This is a genomic window from Streptococcus infantis, assembly GCF_047460405.1.
GTDB lineage: Bacteria > Bacillota > Bacilli > Lactobacillales > Streptococcaceae > Streptococcus > Streptococcus infantis_Q.
In genome coordinates, this window is the sequence record NZ_JASHGH010000011.1 from 49,326 (window position 1) to 73,451 (window position 24,126).

Consider the following 24,126-nt stretch of genomic DNA (forward strand, 5'->3'; position numbering starts at 1 on the left):
AGTAAAATTTCTCCAAATTATAGTTTAAAGTCATTTGATATTTCCTACTAAAAGCTGGCGTGCTATAATAAAAAATAGAAAAGCCTGAAACAATTGTCTCAGACTTTTTAATGTTTAGTGATCGCGATCACATGAGATAAATTTAATCTTATAGAAATCAGAACGTTTGTAAGTTTCAATGTATTCCAACACTTGGCCAGTTGACTCAAGTTTAGTTGTCTTGGTTTGGAGAACAGTTGGGAACTGAGAGTCGATTCCTAGGATAGAAGCAGCATGTTCTGGAGTTGGAAATACAATTTCATTGATTTCTTCAAAATGCTCGTCATTCATGTGAATGTGGTAGTCCAATTTGAAACGATTATAGATAGAACTATAGTATTCAAGATTTGGATAGTTTGCATTGATGTATTGTTCAGGGATATAAGATGTGTGGTAGATATAAGTAACACCGTTAGATTCACGGATACGTTCGATTTTGTAATAAAATTGATCGCCACGCAAACCCAATTTTTCTAAGTAGTTAAGATCGTTACCACGTTCAATAGAAAGAACAGTGACTTTATCATCTTTTGTTTCGAAAATTTCTACATCAGAAAATTCTACGAGTTTGTGCTTGCGAGCGCGAGCCACAAAGGTTCCTTTTCCTTGTTGGCGGACAATATAACCGTCTTTAGCAAGGTCGTTTAAGGCGCGAACAACAGTGATTGAACTTACGTCATACATTGCAATCAATTCTGCTTCAGTGTAGAACTTGTCGCCACTTGCAAATTGACCTGAAATGATTTTGTTTTTTAATTCATCTTTGATATATTGATACTTTGGAATTGCCATATTTTCACCTCATTTTTTCCTTCTCCATCTTCGATTTTATCATAAATGGTTTGGAAATGATAGTAAATAATGTAAAAAAAATAAAATAATAGGCTAAGTGATTGACTTACATATTATTTGAGGTTATAAACTTATATATTTATGCTATCTGGATCGAGAATATTTAAGAAAAAAATTTTTTACAAGAATTTTAGAAAACAATTCAGTAAAAAAAAAAGAAAAATTTTAAATAATTTTCGAAAAATCTATTGACAAGATGGATTCATTAGTTTATCATTTAATATAACAACAAATGAAAGCGCAAACGAAAAGTATGAGGTGGTAAAATGACAAGGTTTAAAATTGAGGATGATTTTTACCTAGATGGGAAACCATTCAAAATTTTATCGGGTGCCATTCATTATTTTAGAATTCCTGAAGAAGACTGGTATCATTCATTGTACAATCTCAAGGCTTTAGGTTTTAACACTGTTGAAACCTATGTCGCTTGGAATTTACATGAACCAACTGAGGGAAACTTCAATTTTGAAGGCAATCTTGATATTGAAAAATTTCTTCAGACAGCTCAGGACTTAGGCTTGTATGCTATTGTTCGACCATCTCCCTTTATCTGTGCAGAGTGGGAATTCGGTGGTTTACCAGCATGGCTTTTAAATAAAGACATGCGAATCCGTTCCTCTGATCCAGCCTTTGTTGAAATGGTAGGACGTTACTATGATCATTTACTTCCACGTCTTGTTTCAAGATTGTTGGATAATGGTGGTAACATCCTCATGATGCAGGTTGAAAATGAGTACGGTTCATACGGTGAGGACAAAACCTACTTGCGTGAGATTCGTCGATTGATGGAAGAACGTTCAGTGACTTGTCCGCTCTTTACATCTGATGGTCCATGGCGAGCAACTCTGAAAGCTGGTACCTTGATTGAAGATGATCTCTTTGTGACAGGAAACTTTGGTTCAAAAGCTAACTTTAACTTCTCGCAAATGCAAGAGTTCTTTGATGAGTATGGCAAGAAATGGCCACTCATGTGTATGGAATTCTGGGATGGATGGTTTAACAGATGGAAAGAACCAGTCATCACGCGTGAGCCAGAGGAGCTAGCAGAAGCCGTACACGAGGTATTAGAGCAAGGCTCTATCAACCTTTACATGTTCCACGGTGGAACCAACTTTGGTTTTATGAATGGTTGTTCAGCTCGAGGAACTATTGATTTACCACAAGTAACATCTTATGATTATGACGCTCTCCTTAATGAAGCTGGGAATCCAACTGCTAAATACATGGCAGTTAAGGAAATGATGGCGACTTACTATCCTGAGTATCCACAATTAGAACCGCTTTACAAAGAGAGCATGGAAGTTGAAAACATTCCACTGGTTGAGAAAGTTTCTCTGTTCGAAACCTTGGATAGCCTAACAAGTCCTATCGAGAGTCTCTATCCTAAGAAAATGGAAGAGTTGGGACAAAGTTACGGTTATCTACTCTATCGTACAGAAGCTAGTTGGGATGCAGAAGAAGAACGTATCCGTATCATTGACGGTCGAGACAGAGCTCAGCTATTTGTAGATGGTAAATGGGTTACAACTCAGTACCAGACAGAAATTGGTGAGGACATCTTCTATCAAGGAGAAAAGAAAGCGCTCTCTCGTTTTGATGTCCTGGTAGAAAATATGGGGCGTGTCAATTACGGGCATAAGTTCCTAGCAGATACACAACGAAAAGGGATTCGTACAGGTGTCTGCAAAGACCTACACTTCATGCTGAACTGGGAACACTATCCGCTTCCACTAGATAATCCTGAAAAGATTGATTTCTCAAAAGGATGGACAGAAGGACAACCTGCCTTTTACGCCTATGACTTTGAAGTTGAGGCTCCGAAGGACACCTACTTAGAACTATCTAAGTTTGGTAAAGGGATTGCCTATGTCAATGGCCGTCATCTAGGTCGTTTCTGGAATGTTGGTCCAACCTTATCGCTTTATATTCCGCACAGCTATCTCAAGGAAGGTGCTAACCGCATCATTATCTTTGAAACTGAAGGGGAGTATAGAGATCACATACACTTAACTCGTAAACCTACACTAAAACATATAAAGGGGGAAAATTTATGACAATTGTAGGATGCCGTATTGATGGACGTTTGATCCACGGACAAGTAGCAAACCTTTGGTCTGCTAAACTGAATGTTTCACGTATCATGGTCGTTGACAATGAAGTTGTTAACAACGATGTTGAAAAGAGCGGATTGAAACTTGCAACACCACCAGGTGTGAAATTGAGTATTTTGCCAATTGAGAAAGCGGCAGCCAATATCCTTGCTGGTAAATACGATAGCCAACGTTTGTTTATCGTTGCTCGTAAACCAGACCGCTTCCTTGGATTAGTGGAAGCAGGGGTACCGCTTGAAGCAGTCAATGTTGGTAATATGTCTCAAACACCAGAAACTCGTTCTATCACACGTTCAATCAACGTTGTAGATAAAGACGTAGAAGATTTCCACAAATTGGCGGAAAAAGGTGTTAAACTTACTGCTCAAATGGTTCCAAATGATCCAGTTTCAGACTTTTTGAGCTTATTAAAATAGGAAAAAATTTTTAGGAGGTCATTGTTATGATACAATGGTGGCAAATTTTACTTCTCACTCTGTACTCAGCTTATCAAATCTGTGATGAGTTGACGATCGTTTCTTCTGCAGGTTCCCCTGTATTCGCTGGTTTCATTACTGGTTTGATCATGGGAGATTTGACAACTGGTTTGCTTATCGGTGGTAACTTGCAGTTGTTTGTCCTTGGGGTTGGTACCTTCGGTGGTGCTTCTCGTATCGACGCAACTTCTGGTGCGGTTCTTGCAACAGCATTCTCAGTTTCACAAGGGATTGACGCACCTCTTGCAATTACAACAATTGCGGTTCCGGTAGCGGCACTTTTAACTTACTTCGACGTACTTGGTCGTATGACTACTACATTCTTCGCACACCGTATTGATGCTGCGATCGAACGCTTTGACTACAAAGGAATCGAACGTAACTACCTTCTTGGTGCGCTTCCATGGGCTGCTTCTCGTGCCCTTCCAGTATTCTTCGCCCTAGCTTTCGGTGGAGAATTCGTACAAGCAGTTGTCAACTTTGTTAAAGAATTCCAATGGGTTGCAGACGGTTTGACTCTTGCAGGTCGTATGCTTCCAGGTCTTGGATTCGCTATCTTGCTTCGTTACCTTCCAGTTAAACGTAACCTTCACTACCTTGCTATGGGATTCGGTTTGACAGCTATGTTGACTGTTCTTTACTCATACGTAACAGGTCTTGGTGGAGCAGTTGCTGGTATCATTGGCACTCTTCCTGCTGAAGTTGCAGAAACTATCGGTTTCGCTAACAACTTCAAAGGATTGTCTATGATCGGTATCTCTATCGTAGGTATCTTCCTTGCAGTTGTTCACTTCAAGAACAGCCAGAAAGTTGCTGTAGCAGCACCTTCTACACCGTCAGAAAGTGGGGAAATTGAAGATGACGAATTCTAATTACAAATTAACAAAAGAAGATTTTAATCAAATTAACAAACGTAGCTTGTTCACTTTCCAATTGGGATGGAACTATGAGCGTATGCAAGCATCAGGTTACCTTTACATGATCTTGCCACAATTGCGTAAAATGTATGGAGATGGAACTCCTGAGTTGAAAGAAATGATGAAAGTTCATACTCAATTCTTCAACACTTCACCATTCTTCCACACAATCATCGCTGGTTTTGACCTTGCCATGGAAGAAAAAGATGGCGTTGGCTCAAAAGATGCGGTTAACGGTATCAAGACAGGTTTGATGGGACCATTCGCTCCTCTTGGAGATACAATTTTTGGTTCACTTGTACCTGCTATCATGGGATCTATCGCTGCAACAATGGCTATCGCTGGTCAACCTTGGGGTATCTTCCTTTGGATCGCAGTTGCAGTAGCGTATGACATCTTCCGTTGGAAACAATTGGAATTTGCATACAAAGAAGGGGTTAACCTTATCAACAACATGCAAAGCACTTTGACAGCTTTGATTGAAGCTGCATCTGTACTTGGTGTGTTCATGATGGGTGCTCTTGTAGCAACAATGATCAACTTTGAAATTTCATACAAATTGCCAATCGGTGAAAAGATGATTGATTTCCAAGATATCTTGAACTCAATCTTCCCACGCTTGCTTCCAGCAATCTTCACAGCATTCATCTTCTGGTTGCTTGGTAAGAAAGGTATGAACTCAACTAAAGCAATCGGTATCATCATTGCTCTTGCAGTTGGACTTTCATTCATCGGTAAATTTGTACTTGGAATGGGCGCATAATTTATGAGTAAATCATTAATTTTAGTGAGCCATGGCCGTTTTTGTGAAGAACTTAAAGGTAGCACAGAAATGATTATGGGTCCACAGGACAACATTCATGCGGTAGCTCTTCTTCCAGAAGATGGACCAGAAGATTTCACTGCGAAATTTGAAGCTGCTGTCGAAGGTTTGGATGATTTCCTAGTCTTTGCTGACCTCCTTGGTGGAACACCATGTAACGTGGTGAGTCGCTTGATTATGGAAGGTCGTGACATCGAACTTTATGCAGGAATGAATCTTCCAATGGTGATTGAATTTATCAATGCAAGCCTTACAGGCGCAGATGCAGATTATAAAAATCGTGCATCAGAAAGCATTGTCAAAGTTAATGATCTATTGGCTGGCTTCGATGACGATGAAGACGAATAAGGTGTAATAACAGAAATACTGTTAGAACACATTTCATAGAATATAAATGGGAATGGGGCTTACTCCCATTCCCATATTTTAAATAAAAAACAATATAATAATAGATTAGAGGAACTCAATGCTAGATTATACAAAAGAAGAATTGCTTGAGTTGGGAGCAGAAATCACAACTCGCGAAATTTACCAACAACCAGACGTTTGGAAAGAAGCTTTTGAAGCTTATCAAGCACGACGTGATGAAATTGCAGCCTTCTTACAAGGAATTGCTGACAAACATGACTACATCAAAGTTATCCTGACTGGTGCTGGAACTTCTGCTTATGTAGGTGATACTCTGGTTCCTTACTTTAAAGAAGTTTATGATGAACGTAAATGGAATTTTAATGCTATCGCGACAACTGATATCGTAGCAAACCCACAAACTTATTTGAAAAAAGATGTGGCGACTGTTTTGGTATCATTCGCGCGTAGCGGGAACTCACCTGAGAGTGTGGCAACAGTTGACTTGGCCAAGGCTTTGGTTGATGAGCTTTATCAAGTGACCATCACATGTGCGGCTGAAGGGAAATTGGCTCTTCAAGCGCATGGTGATGACCGCAACCTATTGTTGCTACAACCAGCTGCTTCTAACGATGCTGGCTTTGCTATGACTTCAAGCTTCACTTCAATGATGTTGACAGCGCTCTTGGTATTTGATCCGACAGACTTTGCTGTTAAAACTGAACGTTTTGAAGTGCTATCTAGTTTAGCTCGCAAAGTTCTTGAAAATGTGGCAGATGTCAAAGAGTTGGTTGACCTAGAATTTAACCGTGTCATCTACTTAGGTGCGGGCCCATTCTTCGGACTTGCTCATGAAGCGCAACTGAAGATTTTGGAATTGACTGCTGGTCAGGTTGCGACTATGTATGAAAGCCCAGTTGGCTTCCGTCACGGTCCAAAATCTCTTATCAACGAAGATACAGTCGTTTTGGTATTTGGTACTACAACAGATTACACTCGTAAATATGACTTAGACTTGGTTCGTGAAGTTGCAGGCGACCAAATTGCTCGATGTGTTGTTCTCTTGAGCGACCAAGCCTTCGGACTTGAAAATGTTAAGGAAGTCGCGCTTGGGTGCGGTGGGGTTCTGAATGATGTTTACCGTGTCTTCCCTTACATCGTTTATGGTCAGTTATTTGCTCTCTTGACTTCACTTAAAGTTGGTAACAGACCAGATACACCATCACCTACAGGTACAGTGAACCGTGTTGTTCAAGGTGTCATTATTCACGAATTTGAAAAATAAGGAAGAATCTATGAGTAAATTAACATTAAGCCCAAATAAACTTGCTTGCTTGCAAAAACTCTCAGACGAAAATGGGATCATCTCAGCTCTTGCTTTTGACCAACGTGGTGCTTTGAAACGCCTCATGGCTCAATACCAAACAGAAGAGCCAACAGTAACTCAAATGGAAGAACTCAAAGTATTGGTAGCGGATGAATTGACTAAATACGCTTCATCTATGCTTCTTGACCCTGAGTATGGACTTCCAGCTACAAAAGCTCTTGATCCAAAAGCTGGTCTTCTCCTTGCTTATGAGAAAACTGGATACGACACAACAAGTACAAAACGCTTGCCAGACTGCTTGGATGTTTGGTCTGCAAAACGTATCAAAGAACAAGGGGCAGATGCTGTTAAGTTCTTGCTTTACTATGACGTAGATAGCTCTGACGAACTTAATCAACAAAAACAAGCCTACATCGAACGCATTGGTTCTGAGTGTGTGGCTGAAGATATTCCATTCTTCCTTGAAATTCTTGCTTACGATGAAAAGATTGCTGACGCTGGTTCTGCAGAATACGCTAAAGTAAAACCACACAAGGTTATCGGCGCTATGAAAGTCTTCTCAGATCCACGTTTCAACATCGATGTCTTGAAAGTAGAAGTTCCAGTTAACGTGAAATACGTTGAAGGCTTTGGTGATGGAGAAATCGTTCATACACGTGAAGAAGCTGCTACCTTCTTTAAAGCCCAAGACGAAGCTACTAACCTTCCTTACATCTACTTGAGTGCAGGTGTATCAGCTAAACTTTTCCAAGAAACTCTTGTCTTTGCTCACGAATCAGGCGCAAACTTCAATGGTGTTCTTTGTGGACGTGCAACATGGGCTGGATCTGTTGAAGCTTACATCAAAGATGGAGAAGCAGCAGCTCGCGAATGGCTTTGTACAACTGGATTTGAAAACATTGATGAACTCAATAAAGTACTTCAAACAACAGCTACTTCATGGACTGAACGTGTAGAAGCATAGATCAGAAATAGAAGAAACGACTTTTGTTAATAAAATATCTATGGTTTCTTGACAAAGGTGTCTGTAAATCATAAAATGAAACCATAGAAAGTGAATGCGCTTTCTATGGTTTGTTTACTTAATTGAATTAGAAAAAGGAGAGAAGGATGAAAGCATACACAGAACGTGTATTTGGGAAAGTTGATGGCAAGGATGTCCTCGCTTACCGTTTTGAAACGGAGGCAGGATACCAACTGGAAATCATGACTTATGGAGCAACAATTTTACGCTATGTAACTCCAGATAAGACTGGCAATTTTGCCAATGTTATCCTAGGTTTTGACGATTTCGAAAGCTATGTGGGCAATAGCCCTAAACATGGAGCAAGTGTAGGTCCAGTTGCGGGTCGTATCGCAGGAGCGACTTTCGAACTTAATGGTAAGACCTATGATCTTGAAGTCAACAACGCTAGCAACTGTAACCACAGTGGCTCAACTGGTTGGGATTCTAGCTTGTTTGAGCTAGTCGAAGTGAGTGACCATGGTTTGACTCTTTACACAGAAAGAACAGATGGGACTGGAGGTTTCCCTGGAAATCTTAAGATCTGGATTAGCTACAACTTGGAAGAAAGTGGTGCCTACGAAGTTAGCTACAAGGTGACGACAGACCAGGATACCTTGGTCAATCCAACCAACCATAGCTATTTTAACCTGTCAGGCGATTTCACTCAGACTGTTGACCGCCATGTCTTCCAATTGAACACTGAAGGCATCTATCCAATCGCTCCAGACGGCGTGCCAGCTAAAACACCGGATGCTAATCGTGATGTGGTCAAGCATATCTACAATGGAGCTTTGCTTAAGGATATTTTTGCAGACGAAGATGAACAAATCAAACTCGTATCTGGTTTGGACCATCCATTTGCTCTTCCTGCAGGACATGACAATGCTGGTTTCCTCTATGACCAAGGTTCAGGTCGCTTCCTGCTCTTCAAGACAGAGGCTCCTTGCTTTGTGGTCTACACAGCAAACTTTGTGGATGAGAGTGTCATCATCGCTGGTCAGTCAATGATTCAGCACAATGGGATTGCTCTTGAAGCGCAAGCTTTACCAGATGCTATTCATAGCGACCTTAAAGACCAAGTCATCCTCAAAGCAGGTGAAACATTCACCAGCAAAACTCGTTACGAGCTTGTCGTGAAATAATGATTGTTTTCTGAGTAAACCTATACTTTAACCGTTAGTTATTTACTAGCTGTTAGAATCTAGGTTTTTTGATTCTTGAAAAATAAGGAAATAATCTCAAGTTTAGAAGATAATTCTATATATCAAATATTCTTACTGAATAAAGATGATTGACTTATATTGATAGTTGAATGTGTCAATAATATCTAATAGATATATTTATATGATAGCTCTTTTGCTAAAAATAAGGTATAATTAAAATGGAATAAATCTAGGATTTTGACTAAAAAATACTAGATTTTTATAAAGATTTTTGGGAAAAAAACTCTCTATAGAAGATTCGTGTTCTTGGTCAAAGTTATAAGGGGAAGATTAGCAATGGTATCAGTATCTGGAAAATTCTGTATCTTTTCACATAAAAATAAGCAACATCAGCGCTTTTTTCAACTGTTACCCGATGGTCAAATCAAGGATATTGGTGGAACCGGTCAGAGGAGTTGACTACTGAGAGGCTGGATAAAATCATGAGTAAAGATATTTCAGCTTTCATCAGAGAATTTTTCCGCAAACTATAGAAAGCTAGTAGTGAATTGGGAATCCTACTGAAGAACCGTTTTTCATAACTTTGGAAAAGTATAAAGAGAAATATAAAAATGACAGAAAAATTAGTATAATTGTATCAGTTTACAACGTTGAAAACTACTTACGACAATGTCTAGATAGTATTCTCAATCAAACCTATCAAGATCTAGGGAAAAACTGTGCTGCCCTTAGATATTGTAGCCCATCAAGCAGAACTCTTTGATAAAGTAATCGCCCATGAAGAACCTCAAAAATGGTAGATGAAATTCGACAGATTTTATTAGTTAATAGAAAAAGAAAATAAACGTTAGATAAAAGGGATTGAAAAATGAAGAAAGCAATCGTACTTGGAGCAGATAATGGATATATGGATAAGGTGGAAACTACTATCAAGTCTGTTTGTGCTTATAACGATGATATAAAATTTTATGTTTTTAATGACGATCTACCTTCGGAATGGTTTCGTATTATGAATCAGCGATTGAAAGCTATTCATTCAGAAATTGTAAATGTAAAGATTTCTAATAATCATCTCCGGAAATATCATTTACCAACTGCTCACTTATCATATGCAGCTTATTTTCGCTTCTTTATTCCAGACATACTGAAGGAAGATAAGGTTTTATATCTTGATTCGGATATTATTGTTAATGGAGATTTAACAAGTCTTTTTGAAACAGATCTAGGTGCCAGCCCAGTCGCAGCAGTTAGAGATGAATTGCAGCAAACAAATTTCAATTCAGGAGTTTTATTGATAAATAATGCCTATTGGAGAGAGCATTCGATTTCAACAAAATTGTTTGAATTAGCGGATCAGTACCATGAAGTTGAGTTTGGTGATCAAGGAATTTTAAATCGATTTTTTGTGGGGCAATGGAAAGAGCTAGACGTCAATTACAATTTTATGGTTGGAATGGATACTATTGCGACACGTTTTCAAAAAGATGGATGGTATGTAAAAGCGAATCAATATGAGTCGGTGGTTTCTGTTATTCATTATACAGACGGGAAACCATGGTCAGCTATATATAAGAATCGCTTGGGGGATAGATGGTGGTTCTTCTATGCTTTAGATTGGTCAGATATTATCTTACGGAAAGAGATTATCAGACATGGTTTAGAGGAGCTTACAGAAAAAGAAAAATATCATACTGCAATCTTTACAAATACTTGCGAGATGGAGCACTTGGAGTTTTTGATAAAAGCACTACCTGAGGTTCATTTTCATATTTTGGCTCATACAACTTTTGCCTCCCAAGTGGTCGATTTACAACGATATTTAAATGTGTCCATTTATCCACAGTTCAATCCTTATAATTTTGAAAATGTTCTTAGCAAAATCGATTTTTATTTGGATATCAATCATTTTAACGAAATTATGAATATCACTCAGGAGATTCATAAATTAGGGAAACCGATCTTTGCTTTTGATAATACCAGTAAGGACCCAACAGGAGGAAGTCAGATTTTTTCTTCACAAACTCCTGAAGCGATGGTAGTGGCGATTAAAGCTTACCTCAATTCGTTAGATAAATGAGAAAGTTTTAGTAGATAATCTAATCATTCGCTAGTTCACTTCTTTTATGGAGTCCATGCTTTGATGCTTGTGATTAGAGTTTAGTTTGGAGTTAAAGAATGCTTTACACTTTTAATCTTATGGTGGGTTTAGAACCAAATGGTGTAGATGTTGCTCAAGCATATCGTGGGAAGGTTTTTCGCGACTTGGACCTTCCTGCCAGTTTTGTTTTTACACAGGTCCCTCCTCGATTTAAATGGGACTATTACCTTTCTTTGGGTCATCTTGAGGAAGAAATCCTATTAGCACATATGTTGTTGACAGATCAGCGTGATATGAGCTTGGGGATCCGTATAGATGATATGAAGCAGCTCTTACACCTGACTGCTGAATATAAGGAAAATAATTGTGAAGTGATTTTTCAAGAACAAGATGGTGTGACTACCATTCTACATAAAAACAGTCTAAAACCGGATTATGTGGATTATGTAGATTATTATGTATTTGGTCGTTTACTTCGTAGAGAACATTATGGTAAGAAAAAGCTGTTCACAGAATTTTTTACAGCAGTGGATGCTGGATTTGGTCTAGAAGCTAGAGTTGTTCGCCGACTGTTTCATAATAGAGATGGTTCCATAGCCTTTGAAGAGATTAAGAAAGAACCAGGTGAGGATACTGAAGCAGTTTATCGGTGTGGATCGGAGTGGTTCTATAGTGAGTCTGAATTTTTAGAGCGAGCCTTATCAGAGTTGCAGTTTAGTAAAGAGGATCATGTATTTATTGATCGTCTAGAGAATCTTCCCTTCACATCACCTCTTTTACGTTTAAAAGGAGAAGCAAGATTATCCTGTGTTGTGCACTCTATTCATTATTGGGGAGATCAGATCAATTCTGAATACTATCACCTTTTTCAATATGCCGAGGAATTTGATGATATTTTAGTATCAACGCAATCACAGAAGGATGAATTGGAAAAACATTTAGCATTACTAGGGAAAACTGGTCAAGTTCGCGTTCTTCCAGTAGCTGCCCTAGAACAGTTGCAATTAGCTGATGAACGAAAACCTTATTCTGTGATGATTGCCGTGCGGTTTGAACGCCGAAAACGGTTAGACTTAGCAATCAAAGCCATCGTTGCTTTTCATGAAATTTTTCCAGACGTCAACTTAGATATCTATGGGCAAGGGATGCTATGGCAGGATATTGAAGCAGAGATTGCCAATCTAGGAGCACAAAATTATATCCATCTTAAGGGGCATCAGACAATTTCAAACCGTTTCAAAGAGTATGAACTTTATTTGGCTACCTCGGAATGGGAAACTTTTGGTATAACTTTGTTAGAAGCAATTGGTTCTGGACAAGCTCTTGTTGGTTTAGATGTACCTTATGGAAATCAGACCTTTATTCAAGAGGGTAAAAATGGTTATTTAGTTCCTTTTGATGCTCGTTCGGATGAGGAAATTGTGGTTGATTTAACAAAAGCTTTAGAGAAAGCCTTCAAACAGATCAAACAGCTGAGGGAAGGCTCTTACCGCTTGGCTGAAGAATATTTATCAGACTGCATAACAAAACAATGGTATGAATTTTTGACTAGAGAATGGGAATAAAAAAGAAATGATGTATTATTATCTGACGAGGGAATGGTCTTCAGATGACGATCGCCTAAAAAAAGATTTAGAACTTATGGGGAAGGATCTGAAACCATTAACGATTAAAAATATTTTTACTAGTTTTTTTTCTAATCATGAAAATTCAAGTCCCTTACACATGACTCAACTTCCCTTACCTCGATTTTGGGAGGTTCTTTCTTCAGGAGATATCGTAGCAGAAGGAAATAAAAAAGGGAAGATTTACTGCTCTCCTCAGTGGCCACAAATAGTGGAGGTAGTCGAATGGTACGATAACAAAGGTGTTTGTTGTGCAAAAGATCATTACGATTTATCGGGAACTTGTTTTCATAGAGAAATTTGGAGTGGTGGGAAAAAAGAGATAGACATTTATGGTCAGGAAAGTCAAGAACAACTCTATCTTTTTTCATCTCATAATCGTGCACTTTATCGAGAAGCAAACGGTCGGGAACAGGGCTTTTCTTCAATTGATGAAGCAAGAAAACTGATTTTAGATAAACAATTGTCTACAGGTTATTGTATAGTGTTATCGGATATAAGCTTGCTTAGGGATATGCCTAACCTCTCATCTAATCAGATAATGTTTTACATAAGAGAAGAGTTATCTGTCGAAGATATTTCGTATCTAAAAGATCGTTGTGGGAAACTACTGACTCGAGATTTGAAATTAAAGACAGACAATATGAATCTTCCCCTGATTTATCTACCAACGTTTCTTGGGGCCTTTAGAGAGTTTCGTCCGCATATTTTAATTTTTACAGATACGCAAGAACTAGAGCAAATTGAAGTCCTTGTATCTGCCCTACCGAATTTTGAATTTCATATTGCTGCGCTAACAGTAATGGGAGGGCGTTTATTAGATTTGGATTGTCATGCAAATGTTCATCTCTACCCAGGCCTGTCTAGAGAGATATATGAGAAACTTTTACAAACGTGTAGCATTTATCTGGATATTTCTCATGCGCAGGAAATACTTGATGGTAGCCGTACAGCTCTTGAAAATGGTATGATCCTTTATGCTTTTAAGGACACGTGCCACCAACCAGAGTTTTATGCTACTGACCATGTGTTTCCAAGGGATGGTGTAGCAGAGATGATTGACAAATTATCCCAACTTGCAAATCCAGAAAAATATCAATCTGCTTATGATAAACAAAAGATGAATCCGTACTTAGCGATCAGGGAAGAGTTGAAGTTACTTTTTTAAATAACGGATAAATAAGGGAAGTGTCGTGAAAGCTTTAGAATAGATCTTCCTAGATAAAGATAACAATAACTATATAGCGTTTAGCTTAGTATTTCACTTGCTGACAATTTGTATTTCAATCATCAACTTAGTATGGAGAAATATAATCAAGAGTTTGTGGCTAAGAGGATATGATTGTATCGATTCAGAAATATTTGAAGAAACTAGACTAAAAATTGAGTAAAGAAAGAAATAAAAATAGAAAAAATAAGTGTTATCGTCCCTGTTTATATGTCAGAGGCTTATCTTGAAAAATGTTTAGATAGCATTCTTCAACAAACTTATCAAAATCTTGAAGTTATTTTAATCAATGATGGTTCAACAGATGGTTCGGCAGCTATTTGTCAACGATATAAAAATCAAGATGCGCGTGTTAAAGTTTACCATAAGCCAAATGGAGGAGTTGCTTCCAGTCGCAATCGTGCTTTGGAAGCTGTGACAGGTGATTACATTGTCTTTGTGGATAATGATGATTGGCTAGAGTTAGACCATATCCAAAGCCTTTATGATTTATTGAAAAAAACGGATGCAGATATTACAATTGGTAATTTCACTCAGTTTATTGAAGATCAGGGGAGTTTTTTAATTCATGTAGGTGCAGATAACTATTTTGAACAAGTGTACAGTCCTTTTGATTGGTTCTATCATCAATATGACGGAAAGTATAATCTTAGTCAATGTTTTACAGTTCCGTGGGCAAAACTCTATAAAGCAGAGCTTTTCAAAGACATTGTCTATCCAACGGATCAGAAGGTAGAGGACGATTATACGACCTATAAGGTTTACCTTCAAGCAGATAAGATAGCCTATATGAATAAAGCCATTTATATTCATAGAAAACGCTCTACAAGTGTGACTAGAACAGTTAATCTTGCAGATGTTTATCCTTTAAAGAGTATTGAAGAGCGTCTGACTATTTTGAATCTGATTGGGGCACCTCAGGAGTTGTTGGATAAGGAAATTCAGGCTTATAAATGGCGATTATCCATTCATGAAGAAGAATCATTGAAACGCGGAGATATGGAAGCTTATCAACAGATTTTGGTGAAAAAAGCTATTGAGACCAAGCATCGGTGAGAGTGATAAGACTTATAGACTAGTTGATTAGAGAAAAATAATTAGTACAACTTATTGTAAAATAAAAAAATTCTCTGAAGTCATTCGATTTCAGAGAATTTTTTCTTATTCTTCATCTGGTGTGAGAATCATCGGAATGATAATTGGTTCACGTTCAGTATTTTCATAAAGGAATGGTCGAATAGCGTTTACGATAGCGCCATTGACAGATTGGATGCTGGCATCTTTGTTTTTCAATGCGATACGAATAGCATTGAAAAGGATACGTTGGCTTTGGCGAATCAAGTCGCCAGATTCGCGCATGTATACGAATCCGCGACTGAGGATATCTGGACCAGACAGAATCATCTGAGACTTGAAGTCAACGGTTGCGACAGCAAGTACAACACCATCTTCAGATAGATCGCGACGATCCTTAAGCACAGCTGCACCGATTTCGCCGATACGATTTCCATCGACGTAGATATCCTGAGCATTGAAATGACCTGCGATACGAGCAGAGTTTGCAGTGAGGGCAAGCACATCACCATTACTCATGATAAAGATATTGTCCTTCTCTACTCCAGTATCCACTGCTAGTCCAGCATGGACTTTTTGCATGCGGTATTCACCGTGAACAGGCATGAAGTATTTTGGCTTAATCAAGCGGAGCATAAGTTTTTGCTCTTGCTGACCACCGTGTCCAGATGTATGGATGTTGTTAATCTTACCATGGATGACTTCAACACCAGCTTCAGAAATGATGTTAATCAATTTGTTAACGCTAGTGGTGTTTCCTGGGATTGGACTAGATGAGAAAATAACAGTATCGCCAGGTTGGAGTTGCACTTGACGGTGAGTTCCGTTAGCGATACGAGAGAGGGCTGCCATAGGTTCGCCCTGGCTACCTGTACAGAGGATAAGAATCTCACCTGCAGGGTAGTCTTTGATTTCATTTGGCTCGATGAAGGTTCCCTTAGGTGCCTTGATGTAACCAAGTTCAATCCCGTTGACAATGGCCTTTTCCATAGAGCGCCCAAAGACTGCGATCTTACGCCCGGTCTTAACAGCAGCTTCCGTTGCTTGCTGGAGACGGAAGATATTTGAGGCAAAGGATGCAAAGATGATACGTCCCTCGATACCTTGGATAATCTTCATGATCGACTGGCCGACAACCTTTTCAGAGTTTGTAAAGGTTGGAACCTCAGCATTGGTCGAGTCAGAGAGCAAACAAAGTACTCCATCTTCACCTAAGGCTGCCATACGGTGCAAGTCTGCAGGTTCTCCAACTGGTGTAAAGTCGAACTTGAAGTCACCTGTACAGACGATTTTCCCTTGAGGTGTATGGATGACGATTCCCAAAGGCTCTGGAATCGAGTGGGTTGTTCTAAAGAAAGTTGCTTTAAGATTTTTAAAGTTCAACTCCGTGTTGTGGTTGATTTCGTGAAGTGTAGCATTGCGCAAAAGTCCATGCTCTTCGAGTTTTCCACGGATTAAGGCAAGGGCCAGTGGACCAGCATAGATAGGGATGTTTGCTTGCTTGAGCAAGAAAGGAATCCCTCCGATATGGTCCTCGTGTCCGTGGGTAATCAAGAGAGCCTTGACGCGGTCGATATTTTCTACAATATAAGAGTAATCAGGGATAACGTAGTCGATACCAAGTAGGTCATCCTCAGGGAATTTAATCCCTGCATCAACGATGATGATTTCGTCTTGATATTCGATACCATATGTGTTTTTTCCGATTTCTCCTAGACCACCAATGGCAAAAACGCCGACTTCTTCTGGTTTAAGAGTGTAGGCCATATTAGAACTCCGTAATTTCGAATGCGCCAGTTTCTTTTTCGTAGTCTAGCAATTTGTCAGACAAGAGTTCGATATACTCGATGTTGTACTCTGGACGATTCTCTTCGACAAGCTGGCGAGCAGCGATACGTCCTTCAAGTTCTGAACTAGCATCGATGTCTAAGTATAGTGAGCGTGTTGTTTCACGACGTGGGCTACGGTCTTTTGTTTCTTGATAAAAAACTTTGTAAATCATATGTTTCCTTTCTGCTTTCAGGTCAGCTATATTCAAAAATGCTCAGTTTGAAGCTGGTTTGATTCCAGTTCATTTTTTGTCTTTATTGACCTTGATTCGTTACAATTATCTCAATTATAACATAAAAAGGGGAATTAGTAAAAGCAGGAAACATGAAAGTAAGGAGCTTGAAATGCGTTTCATTTTACCTTGTATAAGTATTTGAAGACATCAGATGCAAGTGCTATAATAAAGCTAGAAAAGAGATTTTTCTTGATTAAGGAGGACTAGCTATGCTTAATTTTGTGTTTCACCTATTTGGATGGAAATTATGCATATTGCTACAACTACTTGGGCTCCTTTTCGTTAGATGATGATTTTGAAATATTTGCCTTTAGAATTAGAGAAAGGAGGCTCTCTATGTTTCAACTAGCTATCACGATTCGTCTCTTGGTATTTGCTGTTTTTGTTGCCTGTGTTTACGGTGGCAATTTAGTATTTGTTCGGCTGGAACATAGAAAAACAGCTATACACTGGAAAATTCTCTTTGTAACACTGTATTCCATTTTCCTCCTTCTTGTAACCTATGTGGTCTGGCTTGTATTTTACTTTGGTTTGAATGCTTAAGTACTTGTCCTGTCTGTTTGGCAGGATATTTTTGTTTCAAAATAAAGAAAATTCCCATGTGTCGGCTTTTGTAGTATAATAGTAAACAGACAAAAAGATAGGAATGTGTTATGAAAGTATTAGCATTTGATACGTCTAGCAAGGCTCTTTCTCTTGCTATTTTAGAGGACAAGCAGCTTCTTGCCGAGACGACAATCAATATCAAAAAAAATCACAGTATTACCCTTATGCCAGCCATCGATTTTTTGATAGCTAGTCTAGATTTGACGCCCAAAGATTTGGATCGAATCGTTGTAGCAGAGGGGCCAGGTAGCTACACAGGTTTGCGAATTGCGGTAGCAACTGCCAAGACCTTGGCTCATACTCTAAAAATCGAGTTAGTTGGCATGTCAAGTCTTTTAGCTCTGGTACCGAGTCAACAGGAAGGTTTGGTTGTTCCTTTGATGGATGCGCGTCGTAACAATGTTTATGCAGGATTTTATGAAAATGCCCATTTGGTCTTTCCTGAAGCGCATTTGTCTTTTGCAGAAGTTTTGGAGCAAGTCAAAGATGCTGATCAGGTAACCTTTGTTGGAGAAGTTGGAGCCTTTGTAGATCAAATCCAAGAACAATTGCCACAAGCCAACTATCTAGAAACCTTACCAAACGCAGCTAATCTAGCTCTTTTGGCTTGGAACAAGGAAGCAGACTCCTTGCACGATTTTGTGCCGAATTACCTTAAGCGTGTCGAAGCTGAGGAAAACTGGCTCAAGAATCACACTGAGTCTGGCGAGTCTTACATTAAACGCCTATGATAGAGATTAAACGAATCCAACAGCAACCTGACGTGGCTCAAGCCATCTACGCTGTCATGGCAGCTGTTTATTCAGTCAGTCCTTGGACGTTGGAACAAATCCAAGCAGACCTGTCCCAAGACCAGACTTGGTATGCTCTGGCTTACGATGGGGTGGAAGTGATAGGTTTTCTAGCTGTTCAGGAAAATTTATTTGAAGCAGAAGTCCTGCAAATCGCTGTCAAAGGAACCTATCAGGGTCAGGGAATTGCGTCAACCTTATTTGCTCAATTACCGACAGATAAGGAGATTTTCCTCGAAGTCAGAAAGTCAAATCAACGAGCACAGGCATTTTATAAGAAAGAAAGAATGGCAGTCATCGCTGATAGAAAGTCCTACTACCATGATCCAGTCGAGGACGCCATTATCATGAAGAGAGAAATAGATGAAGGATAGATATATTTTAGCATTTGAGACATCTTGCGATGAAACCAGTGTCGCCGTATTGAAAAACGACGACGAGCTCTTATCCAATGTCATTGCTAGTCAAATTGAGAGTCACAAACGTTTTGGTGGTGTAGTGCCAGAAGTGGCTAGTCGTCACCATGTTGAGGTTATTACAGCCTGTATTGAGGAGGCGCTGGCAGAAGCAGGGATTACAGAAGAAGATGTAACAGCTGTTGCGGTTACTTATGGACCAGGCTTGGTCGGAGCCTTGCTTGTTGGTTTGTCAGCTGCCAAGGCATTTGCTTGGGCACATGGACTTCCGCTGATTCCCGTTAACCACATGGCTGGCCACCTCATGGCAGCTCAAAGTGTGGAGCCTTTGGAATTCCCCTTACTAGCTCTATTAGTCAGTGGTGGGCACACAGAGTTGGTCTATGTTTCTGAGGCTGGTGATTATAAGATTGTTGGTGAAACTCGTGATGATGCGGTTGGTGAAGCCTATGATAAGGTCGGACGTGTCATGGGCTTGACCTATCCAGCAGGTCGTGAGATCGATGAACTTGCTCATCAGGGGCAGGATGTGTATGATTTCCCTCGTGCCATGATTAAGGAGGATAATCTGGAGTTCTCATTCTCAGGTTTGAAGTCTGCCTTTATCAATCTTCACCACAATGCCGAGCAAAAGGGAGAAAGCTTATCCAAGGAAGACCTATCTGCTTCTTTCCAAGCTGCAGTTATGGACATTCTCATGGCAAAAACTAAAAAAGCCTTAGAGAAATACCCTGTTAAAACCCTCGTTGTAGCTGGTGGTGTAGCAGCTAACAAAGGATTAAGAGAACGCTTGGCAGCTGAAATCACTGACGTCAAGGTTATCATTCCACCTCTGCGTCTTTGCGGGGACAATGCAGGCATGATTGCCTACGCAAGCGTCAGCGAGTGGAACAAAGAAAACTTTGCAGGATTGGAGCTAAATGCCAAACCTAGCCTCGCTTTTGATACTATAGAATGAAAAGTCAGCTTGAAGCTGGCTTTTTTGCTAAAATATTTTATAATATGTTAAAAAAGTAAAAAGTTTTTACGAATAGAATAGTAAAGGGAATTTTAAAAAGGGAGCTTGCCTATGATTGAAAAACAGGAATTAGGAGAATTTTACAAGGAATTGCGCCTGGCGAGAAAGCTCAAGCAGTCAGATGTGGCTTGTGGTGGACTAACAGCCTCTCAGCTATCCAAGTTCGAACTAGGGCAGTCCATGCTGTCTGCGGATAAGTTGATCCTAGCTATCCAAGGGATAAATGTGACCTTTGATGAGTTTGGTCATAAGCTCAACAACTACCAAGAATCTCCACATATGCGATTTGGTAGAAGGATTGTGGATCGTTTTGCCCATCAAGATATAGCTGGTTTAGAGCAATTGTTGAAAGAAATTGAGCAAGAACAGATGGCGCAGACCTATCGTCGTTTGAACTCTATTGTGATTAAAGATGCTATCCATTCACTAGATAAAAGATATCCGCTAGCAGAGGAGGATAGCGAGTTTTTAACCACCTATCTCTATGCTATCGAGTCTTGGACATGGTTTGAACTCTATATTTTTTGCAATACCATGCCTTTTTTGAGCAATCAAGATTTAATCTTTTTATCAACCTCCTTACTCGAAAAATCCAAGGAATTTAAAGAATTGGCACACAATAGATTATATATGAAAAGTGGCTTTCTAAATATTATCTCAGAGCTTATGGAGCGCAAACTTTTCTCTTACATCCCAATCTTTGAATCTGAGTTGGAGAGTATGCTCCATCCGTATGATGTTTTTGAGAAAGTATCATGGCAATTTTTAAAGAAATTGAGTGTTTTCCTTCAAACCAAGGGAAGCAATCAAAAAGAGATTGAACACTTTATCCAATCTCTGAAAATATTAGAAAATCCACAATTAACAGCCCTTTTTGAATTACGCTTACAGCAATACAAAGACCTTATTGATTAGTTAAAGATGCAAAAAGATAATAATCTCAGCAACGATTGTCAATAATGTTATGATTTGTTTCTTCATTTCATGTCCTCCTACATAATGGTAACTACATTATATCAGTGAAAAAGTCAAATCCATAAAAATCGCAAATGTGAAATTTTCATCAGAAAAAATATCAAATATGCGATTTTATAAAATTGCCTACTTTCCGTGCTATACTGTTCTTGTAAAGCACCTGAAGCAAATCCTAGGTCGCAGAAGTGGTTTACAAATAAAATAATTAAGGGAGTGTAAATGATGTTGAATTTACAATTTGCAGAAACAATGGAATTGACAGAAGCTGAGTTGCAAGATGTTAGAGGAGGAAACACTGTGGTTAACCCAGGCAGTGGAATTGGAGTAGGATGGGGAGGCCTAGGAACACCTTGGTCAATCACTAATTTCTGGAAGAAAAATTTTAACTTTAAGCCTGATTCTGATCCTGACCGCCGTCGTTATTATTAATATATAATGCCCTTGCCTTTTTCTTGGGTAGGGGCTTTCTTCATTCCATAGTATAGGAGAAAAAAGAATGAAAAAGATCATCTCACGCTACTACTTGTTTGTAGCTATTCTACTTATCATTGCGGACCAGTTCTTCATCCGTCTGGTTTTACACAGCGACTTGGCTGCTGGTCTATCTGATTTTGGCTATTATTTTTCGGATATGATGTTGAATTTTCTTGTAGTTTTGCTTGCTCTTGTTGCCATGATTTGGTCAGGAAAATGGCAACAAATCAATAGCAGAAAATTTAAGGTGTCCTATCTTTTCTATTTCTTTTTAGCTCTTCTAGCTTTTTTTGTTTGGAATTTCGTTACATTTTTTATTTTCCCGCCTACCCAAAATGCAATTTCTTATCAACTGGATCTTCCTACTTTTACAGGTCCTACTGCATTTTTGATGTATTTTTTCTATCCAGTGATTGCAGGTCCCATTTTTGAAGAGATGATCTATCGTGGATTGGTGATGACAGCTCTGGAAAAAGGGAAGAAGTGGGGACTGGATATGCTTGGTTCGGCTGCTTTATTTGGAATCTTGCATATCAGTAGTCATGGTTGGGTTTTGACAGACTTTTTCGTATATATGGGTGGTGGTCTAATAATGGCAGTCTTTTTTAGAGTGACAAAGTCTATTTATTGGCCTATTGGACTGCATATAGTTAATAATGCCATTGCTCAAATTCTGCCTTTGTTATTTTAGTGGATTTTGAGAATTGTAAATAAAGGGATGAGTCCTAATCGTGGTGCTTCTGATTGGATAAAAGGGATTTGGGTACGTTTAGCTGGAAGATGGTGTAACTAAAATTTAAAAGGATCAACGATGAAAAAGAAAGATAAGAAATTCTACTTGTCAACTGTTTTGATAATAGTCACCTATTACTTAATTTTTAATTGTGTAGCAAGGTTAGAATTTGTTGACCAATTATCAGATTTTGAATTTTATGGCTTACAAATTTTATTGATAGCTCTTGAGGGGATTGCTGCTACAGTGGTTCTTGTAAAGAGTCAAGGTTGGAAAGAATGCGGTCGCTTCCAGTTCCGTTGGGCTTATCTGGGTGTCTTCTTTCTTTTCTTTATACTGATGTTTGTGTGGGTAAATATAACGACTCTGATTTTTCCTAGCACGCAAAATGGGAGCGAAATGATGAAAGAAGCTGCTAATTTGACAGGAATTAGTTACTTTATTATGCGCATTCTCTATGGCAGTCTCATTGCTCCTATCGTTGAAGAGTTAGTTTTTCGTGGGCTTCTGATGACGGCATTGTCCAAATTTAAAAAGTATTATGTTGATGTCGTCGTTTCCTCCACACTCTTTAGTCTTATCCATGTTTTACAGTATGGCTGGGTGTTAACAGATTTCATCGTTTATGCGGGAGCAGGTCTGATACTTTCTATGCTATTTCGTTATACTCGTTCAGTTTATTGGCCAATGGTTCTTCATATCTTGTGGAATACATTTTTAATCGTTCTTAGTTTATTGGTATTTGGGTATTAAATCTAAAATAGTTTATAAGTTGTATCATAAGACTGGCCTCCCAGTCTTTTTTTGTTCTTGTCAGTCAGCAGACTTTTTTCTATTTTACGAATATGTTATAATAATTTTTGCTGTGATTGTTTGGAAAGCAGTCGCTGAAGGAATGATTAGTGAGGAAGTCTATGAAAGAAAAAGGATTTTGGGAGGGTGTGCAGGCTGCGGTGCCGACAGCTCTGGGCTATGTTAGCATCGGTCTTGCTTGTGGCATTATCGGTTCGCCCTATGTGACACCAGTAGAAATGGGCCTGATGAGTCTCTTTGTTTATGCTGGGAGTGCTCAGTTTGCCATGATAGCTTTGATTGCAGTTAAAGCTCCAGTAGCTGCTATTGCGATGACGGTCTTTTTGATTAATCTGCGTCTCTTCTTGCTCAGTTTGCATGCATCGACCTATTTTCGTCATACCAGTCTCTGGCACAATATCGGCATGTCCAGCCTCTTGACTGATGAGACCTATGGCGTTTTGATGGGCGAGTTGGTGCATACGGATAAGGTCAATCCTATGTGGATGCACGGGAACAACCTTAACAGCTATGTGGCTTGGTTTGTCGGAACTGTTGTCGGAACTGCTCTAGGTGGACTTCTACCAAATCCAGAAATTTTTGGCTTAGATTTTGCCCTAGTGGGGATGTTTATTGGGATTTTTACTTCCCAGTTTCAGATTATGCAAAAACGGATTCCTTTGCGCAATCTCTTCATAATTTTAGCAGTTGTAGCTGTATCTTTCTTTTTGCTCTTGACGGTGGTGTCTCAGTCATTAGCTGTTCTGTTTGCGACCTTGCTAGGTTGTACCATGGGGGTGGTCTTGGATGGTCAGTAAGTATATTTTATTAGCAATTGTCTTTTCTGGCTTGGTGACTTGGATTCCAAGAATGATTCCTTTTATCCTAGCCAAGTACAAGGGTTTGCCGCCTATCGTAGAGCACTTTTTGAAATTTCTACCAGTTTCTATTATCTTTGCCTTGATTCTTTCAAGTGTGGTGACAGGAAAAGTTGGAAGCCTTCCGCAGATAAAGTGGTTAGACTTTTTAGCAGTCTTTCCAACGGCTTTTGTAGCCTTTCGTTACCGTAATCTGGTTGGGACTGTTCTCTTTGGAGTAGTCTTGATAGCAGTCCTACGTTTGGTCTTTTAATCAGCCATAAAGAAAACCTATCACAGAGATAGATATCA

At 39.1% G+C, this 24,126-nt stretch carries 26 protein-coding genes; 23 read left to right on the top strand and 3 right to left on the bottom strand.

Annotated features, from left to right (window positions below):
• Nucleotides 1-114: 114 nt before the first annotated feature.
• Nucleotides 115-831 (bottom strand): GntR family transcriptional regulator, encoded by a 717-nt coding sequence (locus tag QM928_RS06195; RefSeq protein WP_045762517.1) that lies wholly within the window; start codon nucleotides 829-831, stop codon nucleotides 115-117.
• 326 nt (nucleotides 832-1,157) lie between these two features.
• Between QM928_RS06195 and QM928_RS06200 the strand changes: the two genes are divergently transcribed.
• From QM928_RS06200 to QM928_RS06260, 13 genes are all read left to right on the top strand, one after another.
• Nucleotides 1,158-2,945 carry a glycoside hydrolase family 35 protein gene (locus QM928_RS06200; protein ID WP_414294772.1) on the top strand — a complete coding sequence of 596 codons (1,788 nt, stop codon included), beginning with the start codon at nucleotides 1,158-1,160 and terminating at the stop codon, nucleotides 2,943-2,945.
• On the top strand, nucleotides 2,942-3,418 hold the full coding sequence (locus QM928_RS06205; RefSeq protein WP_414294771.1) for a PTS system mannose/fructose/N-acetylgalactosamine-transporter subunit IIB: 477 nt from the start codon (nucleotides 2,942-2,944) through the stop codon (nucleotides 3,416-3,418). Before QM928_RS06200 ends, QM928_RS06205 begins: the two co-directional genes overlap by 4 nt.
• A gap of 26 nt (nucleotides 3,419-3,444) precedes the next feature.
• On the top strand, nucleotides 3,445-4,350 hold the full coding sequence (locus tag QM928_RS06210) for a PTS mannose/fructose/sorbose/N-acetylgalactosamine transporter subunit IIC (RefSeq protein WP_414294770.1): 906 nt from the start codon (nucleotides 3,445-3,447) through the stop codon (nucleotides 4,348-4,350).
• Nucleotides 4,337-5,158 carry a PTS system mannose/fructose/sorbose family transporter subunit IID gene (locus QM928_RS06215; RefSeq protein WP_049509363.1) on the top strand — a complete coding sequence of 274 codons (822 nt, stop codon included), beginning with the start codon at nucleotides 4,337-4,339 and terminating at the stop codon, nucleotides 5,156-5,158. Before QM928_RS06210 ends, QM928_RS06215 begins: the two co-directional genes overlap by 14 nt.
• Before the next feature lie 3 nt (nucleotides 5,159-5,161).
• Nucleotides 5,162-5,566, top strand: a complete 405-nt coding sequence (locus QM928_RS06220) for a PTS sugar transporter subunit IIA (protein WP_075229687.1) — start codon at nucleotides 5,162-5,164, stop codon at nucleotides 5,564-5,566.
• A gap of 118 nt (nucleotides 5,567-5,684) precedes the next feature.
• Nucleotides 5,685-6,851, top strand: a complete 1,167-nt coding sequence (locus QM928_RS06225) for an SIS domain-containing protein (RefSeq protein WP_414294769.1) — start codon at nucleotides 5,685-5,687, stop codon at nucleotides 6,849-6,851.
• A gap of 10 nt (nucleotides 6,852-6,861) precedes the next feature.
• The gene (lacD, locus tag QM928_RS06230; RefSeq protein WP_248034502.1) at nucleotides 6,862-7,857 is read left to right on the top strand and encodes a tagatose-bisphosphate aldolase; all 996 of its coding nucleotides are present in this window, start codon (nucleotides 6,862-6,864) and stop codon (nucleotides 7,855-7,857) included.
• 146 nt (nucleotides 7,858-8,003) lie between these two features.
• The gene (locus QM928_RS06235; protein WP_414294768.1) at nucleotides 8,004-9,041 is read left to right on the top strand and encodes an aldose epimerase family protein; all 1,038 of its coding nucleotides are present in this window, start codon (nucleotides 8,004-8,006) and stop codon (nucleotides 9,039-9,041) included.
• Nucleotides 9,042-9,645: 604 nt separating this feature from the next.
• A complete protein-coding gene (locus tag QM928_RS06240; protein WP_371607937.1) occupies nucleotides 9,646-9,825 on the top strand; it encodes a glycosyltransferase in 180 nt (59 codons plus the stop codon).
• Nucleotides 9,826-9,930: 105 nt separating this feature from the next.
• The gene (locus tag QM928_RS06245; RefSeq protein WP_248034501.1) at nucleotides 9,931-11,139 is read left to right on the top strand and encodes a glycosyltransferase family 8 protein; all 1,209 of its coding nucleotides are present in this window, start codon (nucleotides 9,931-9,933) and stop codon (nucleotides 11,137-11,139) included.
• Between the two features lie 98 nt (nucleotides 11,140-11,237).
• The gene (locus QM928_RS06250; RefSeq protein ID WP_414294767.1) at nucleotides 11,238-12,725 is read left to right on the top strand and encodes a glycosyltransferase; all 1,488 of its coding nucleotides are present in this window, start codon (nucleotides 11,238-11,240) and stop codon (nucleotides 12,723-12,725) included.
• A gap of 7 nt (nucleotides 12,726-12,732) precedes the next feature.
• Nucleotides 12,733-13,953 (top strand): hypothetical protein, encoded by a 1,221-nt coding sequence (locus QM928_RS06255; RefSeq protein ID WP_414294766.1) that lies wholly within the window; start codon nucleotides 12,733-12,735, stop codon nucleotides 13,951-13,953.
• Between the two features lie 237 nt (nucleotides 13,954-14,190).
• Entirely contained in the window at nucleotides 14,191-15,069 is an 879-nt protein-coding gene (locus tag QM928_RS06260) for a glycosyltransferase family 2 protein (RefSeq protein ID WP_414294800.1), read from the top strand.
• A gap of 105 nt (nucleotides 15,070-15,174) precedes the next feature.
• Here QM928_RS06260 and rnjA read toward each other — a convergent pair whose 3' ends face one another.
• Nucleotides 15,175-16,854, bottom strand: a complete 1,680-nt coding sequence (gene rnjA, locus QM928_RS06265; protein ID WP_414294765.1) for a ribonuclease J1 — start codon at nucleotides 16,852-16,854, stop codon at nucleotides 15,175-15,177.
• A 1-nt stretch (nucleotide 16,855) separates the two neighbouring features.
• Entirely contained in the window at nucleotides 16,856-17,089 is a 234-nt protein-coding gene (locus tag QM928_RS06270; RefSeq protein ID WP_000639568.1) for a DNA-dependent RNA polymerase subunit epsilon, read from the bottom strand.
• Nucleotides 17,090-17,488: 399 nt separating this feature from the next.
• On the opposite strand from QM928_RS06270, the gene QM928_RS06275 reads away from it, so the two are divergent.
• From QM928_RS06275 to QM928_RS06320, 10 genes are all read left to right on the top strand, one after another.
• Complete coding sequence (locus QM928_RS06275) at nucleotides 17,489-17,695, top strand: hypothetical protein (RefSeq protein ID WP_153224604.1); 207 nt, start codon at nucleotides 17,489-17,491, stop codon at nucleotides 17,693-17,695.
• A 110-nt stretch (nucleotides 17,696-17,805) separates the two neighbouring features.
• The gene (gene tsaB, locus QM928_RS06280) at nucleotides 17,806-18,489 is read left to right on the top strand and encodes a tRNA (adenosine(37)-N6)-threonylcarbamoyltransferase complex dimerization subunit type 1 TsaB (protein WP_414294764.1); all 684 of its coding nucleotides are present in this window, start codon (nucleotides 17,806-17,808) and stop codon (nucleotides 18,487-18,489) included.
• The gene (gene rimI / locus QM928_RS06285) at nucleotides 18,486-18,923 is read left to right on the top strand and encodes a ribosomal protein S18-alanine N-acetyltransferase (RefSeq protein WP_414294763.1); all 438 of its coding nucleotides are present in this window, start codon (nucleotides 18,486-18,488) and stop codon (nucleotides 18,921-18,923) included. The genes tsaB and rimI overlap by 4 nt, the downstream gene beginning before the upstream one ends.
• The gene (tsaD, locus tag QM928_RS06290; RefSeq protein ID WP_375555428.1) at nucleotides 18,913-19,923 is read left to right on the top strand and encodes a tRNA (adenosine(37)-N6)-threonylcarbamoyltransferase complex transferase subunit TsaD; all 1,011 of its coding nucleotides are present in this window, start codon (nucleotides 18,913-18,915) and stop codon (nucleotides 19,921-19,923) included. The genes rimI and tsaD overlap by 11 nt, the downstream gene beginning before the upstream one ends.
• Nucleotides 19,924-20,034: 111 nt before the next feature.
• Complete coding sequence (locus QM928_RS06295; protein ID WP_414294762.1) at nucleotides 20,035-20,898, top strand: XRE/MutR family transcriptional regulator; 864 nt, start codon at nucleotides 20,035-20,037, stop codon at nucleotides 20,896-20,898.
• Between the two features lie 282 nt (nucleotides 20,899-21,180).
• Nucleotides 21,181-21,387 (top strand): peptide pheromone VP1, encoded by a 207-nt coding sequence (locus QM928_RS06300; protein WP_281335558.1) that lies wholly within the window; start codon nucleotides 21,181-21,183, stop codon nucleotides 21,385-21,387.
• Between the two features lie 67 nt (nucleotides 21,388-21,454).
• Nucleotides 21,455-22,123 carry a lysostaphin resistance A-like protein gene (locus QM928_RS06305; protein WP_414294761.1) on the top strand — a complete coding sequence of 223 codons (669 nt, stop codon included), beginning with the start codon at nucleotides 21,455-21,457 and terminating at the stop codon, nucleotides 22,121-22,123.
• Between the two features lie 120 nt (nucleotides 22,124-22,243).
• Nucleotides 22,244-22,918: a lysostaphin resistance A-like protein gene (locus QM928_RS06310; RefSeq protein ID WP_414294760.1), complete on the top strand. Its 675-nt coding sequence runs from the start codon at nucleotides 22,244-22,246 to the stop codon at nucleotides 22,916-22,918.
• A 161-nt stretch (nucleotides 22,919-23,079) separates the two neighbouring features.
• On the top strand, nucleotides 23,080-23,775 hold the full coding sequence (locus QM928_RS06315; protein ID WP_414294759.1) for an AzlC family ABC transporter permease: 696 nt from the start codon (nucleotides 23,080-23,082) through the stop codon (nucleotides 23,773-23,775).
• A complete protein-coding gene (locus tag QM928_RS06320; RefSeq protein ID WP_414294758.1) occupies nucleotides 23,765-24,088 on the top strand; it encodes an AzlD domain-containing protein in 324 nt (107 codons plus the stop codon). The genes QM928_RS06315 and QM928_RS06320 overlap by 11 nt, the downstream gene beginning before the upstream one ends.
• The last annotated feature ends 38 nt before the right edge of the window (nucleotides 24,089-24,126 follow it).

Excerpts from the sequence above, each read along its gene's own strand:
- QM928_RS06195 (WP_045762517.1), bottom strand. The coding sequence starts at position 831 with ATGGCAATTCCAAAGTATCAATATATCAAAGATGAATTAAAAAACAAA.
- QM928_RS06200 (WP_414294772.1), top strand. The coding sequence starts at position 1,158 with ATGACAAGGTTTAAAATTGAGGATGATTTTTACCTAGATGGGAAACCA.
- QM928_RS06205 (WP_414294771.1), top strand. The coding sequence starts at position 2,942 with ATGACAATTGTAGGATGCCGTATTGATGGACGTTTGATCCACGGACAA.
- QM928_RS06210 (WP_414294770.1), top strand. The coding sequence starts at position 3,445 with ATGATACAATGGTGGCAAATTTTACTTCTCACTCTGTACTCAGCTTAT.
- QM928_RS06215 (WP_049509363.1), top strand. The coding sequence starts at position 4,337 with ATGACGAATTCTAATTACAAATTAACAAAAGAAGATTTTAATCAAATT.
- QM928_RS06220 (WP_075229687.1), top strand. The coding sequence starts at position 5,162 with ATGAGTAAATCATTAATTTTAGTGAGCCATGGCCGTTTTTGTGAAGAA.
- QM928_RS06225 (WP_414294769.1), top strand. The coding sequence starts at position 5,685 with ATGCTAGATTATACAAAAGAAGAATTGCTTGAGTTGGGAGCAGAAATC.
- lacD (WP_248034502.1), top strand. The coding sequence starts at position 6,862 with ATGAGTAAATTAACATTAAGCCCAAATAAACTTGCTTGCTTGCAAAAA.
- QM928_RS06235 (WP_414294768.1), top strand. The coding sequence starts at position 8,004 with ATGAAAGCATACACAGAACGTGTATTTGGGAAAGTTGATGGCAAGGAT.
- QM928_RS06245 (WP_248034501.1), top strand. The coding sequence starts at position 9,931 with ATGAAGAAAGCAATCGTACTTGGAGCAGATAATGGATATATGGATAAG.
- QM928_RS06250 (WP_414294767.1), top strand. The coding sequence starts at position 11,238 with ATGCTTTACACTTTTAATCTTATGGTGGGTTTAGAACCAAATGGTGTA.
- QM928_RS06255 (WP_414294766.1), top strand. The coding sequence starts at position 12,733 with ATGATGTATTATTATCTGACGAGGGAATGGTCTTCAGATGACGATCGC.
- rnjA (WP_414294765.1), bottom strand. The coding sequence starts at position 16,854 with ATGGCCTACACTCTTAAACCAGAAGAAGTCGGCGTTTTTGCCATTGGT.
- QM928_RS06270 (WP_000639568.1), bottom strand. The coding sequence starts at position 17,089 with ATGATTTACAAAGTTTTTTATCAAGAAACAAAAGACCGTAGCCCACGT.
- QM928_RS06275 (WP_153224604.1), top strand. The coding sequence starts at position 17,489 with ATGTTTCAACTAGCTATCACGATTCGTCTCTTGGTATTTGCTGTTTTT.
- tsaB (WP_414294764.1), top strand. The coding sequence starts at position 17,806 with ATGAAAGTATTAGCATTTGATACGTCTAGCAAGGCTCTTTCTCTTGCT.
- rimI (WP_414294763.1), top strand. The coding sequence starts at position 18,486 with ATGATAGAGATTAAACGAATCCAACAGCAACCTGACGTGGCTCAAGCC.
- tsaD (WP_375555428.1), top strand. The coding sequence starts at position 18,913 with ATGAAGGATAGATATATTTTAGCATTTGAGACATCTTGCGATGAAACC.
- QM928_RS06295 (WP_414294762.1), top strand. The coding sequence starts at position 20,035 with ATGATTGAAAAACAGGAATTAGGAGAATTTTACAAGGAATTGCGCCTG.
- QM928_RS06300 (WP_281335558.1), top strand. The coding sequence starts at position 21,181 with ATGTTGAATTTACAATTTGCAGAAACAATGGAATTGACAGAAGCTGAG.
- QM928_RS06305 (WP_414294761.1), top strand. The coding sequence starts at position 21,455 with ATGAAAAAGATCATCTCACGCTACTACTTGTTTGTAGCTATTCTACTT.
- QM928_RS06310 (WP_414294760.1), top strand. The coding sequence starts at position 22,244 with ATGAAAAAGAAAGATAAGAAATTCTACTTGTCAACTGTTTTGATAATA.
- QM928_RS06315 (WP_414294759.1), top strand. The coding sequence starts at position 23,080 with ATGAAAGAAAAAGGATTTTGGGAGGGTGTGCAGGCTGCGGTGCCGACA.
- QM928_RS06320 (WP_414294758.1), top strand. The coding sequence starts at position 23,765 with ATGGTCAGTAAGTATATTTTATTAGCAATTGTCTTTTCTGGCTTGGTG.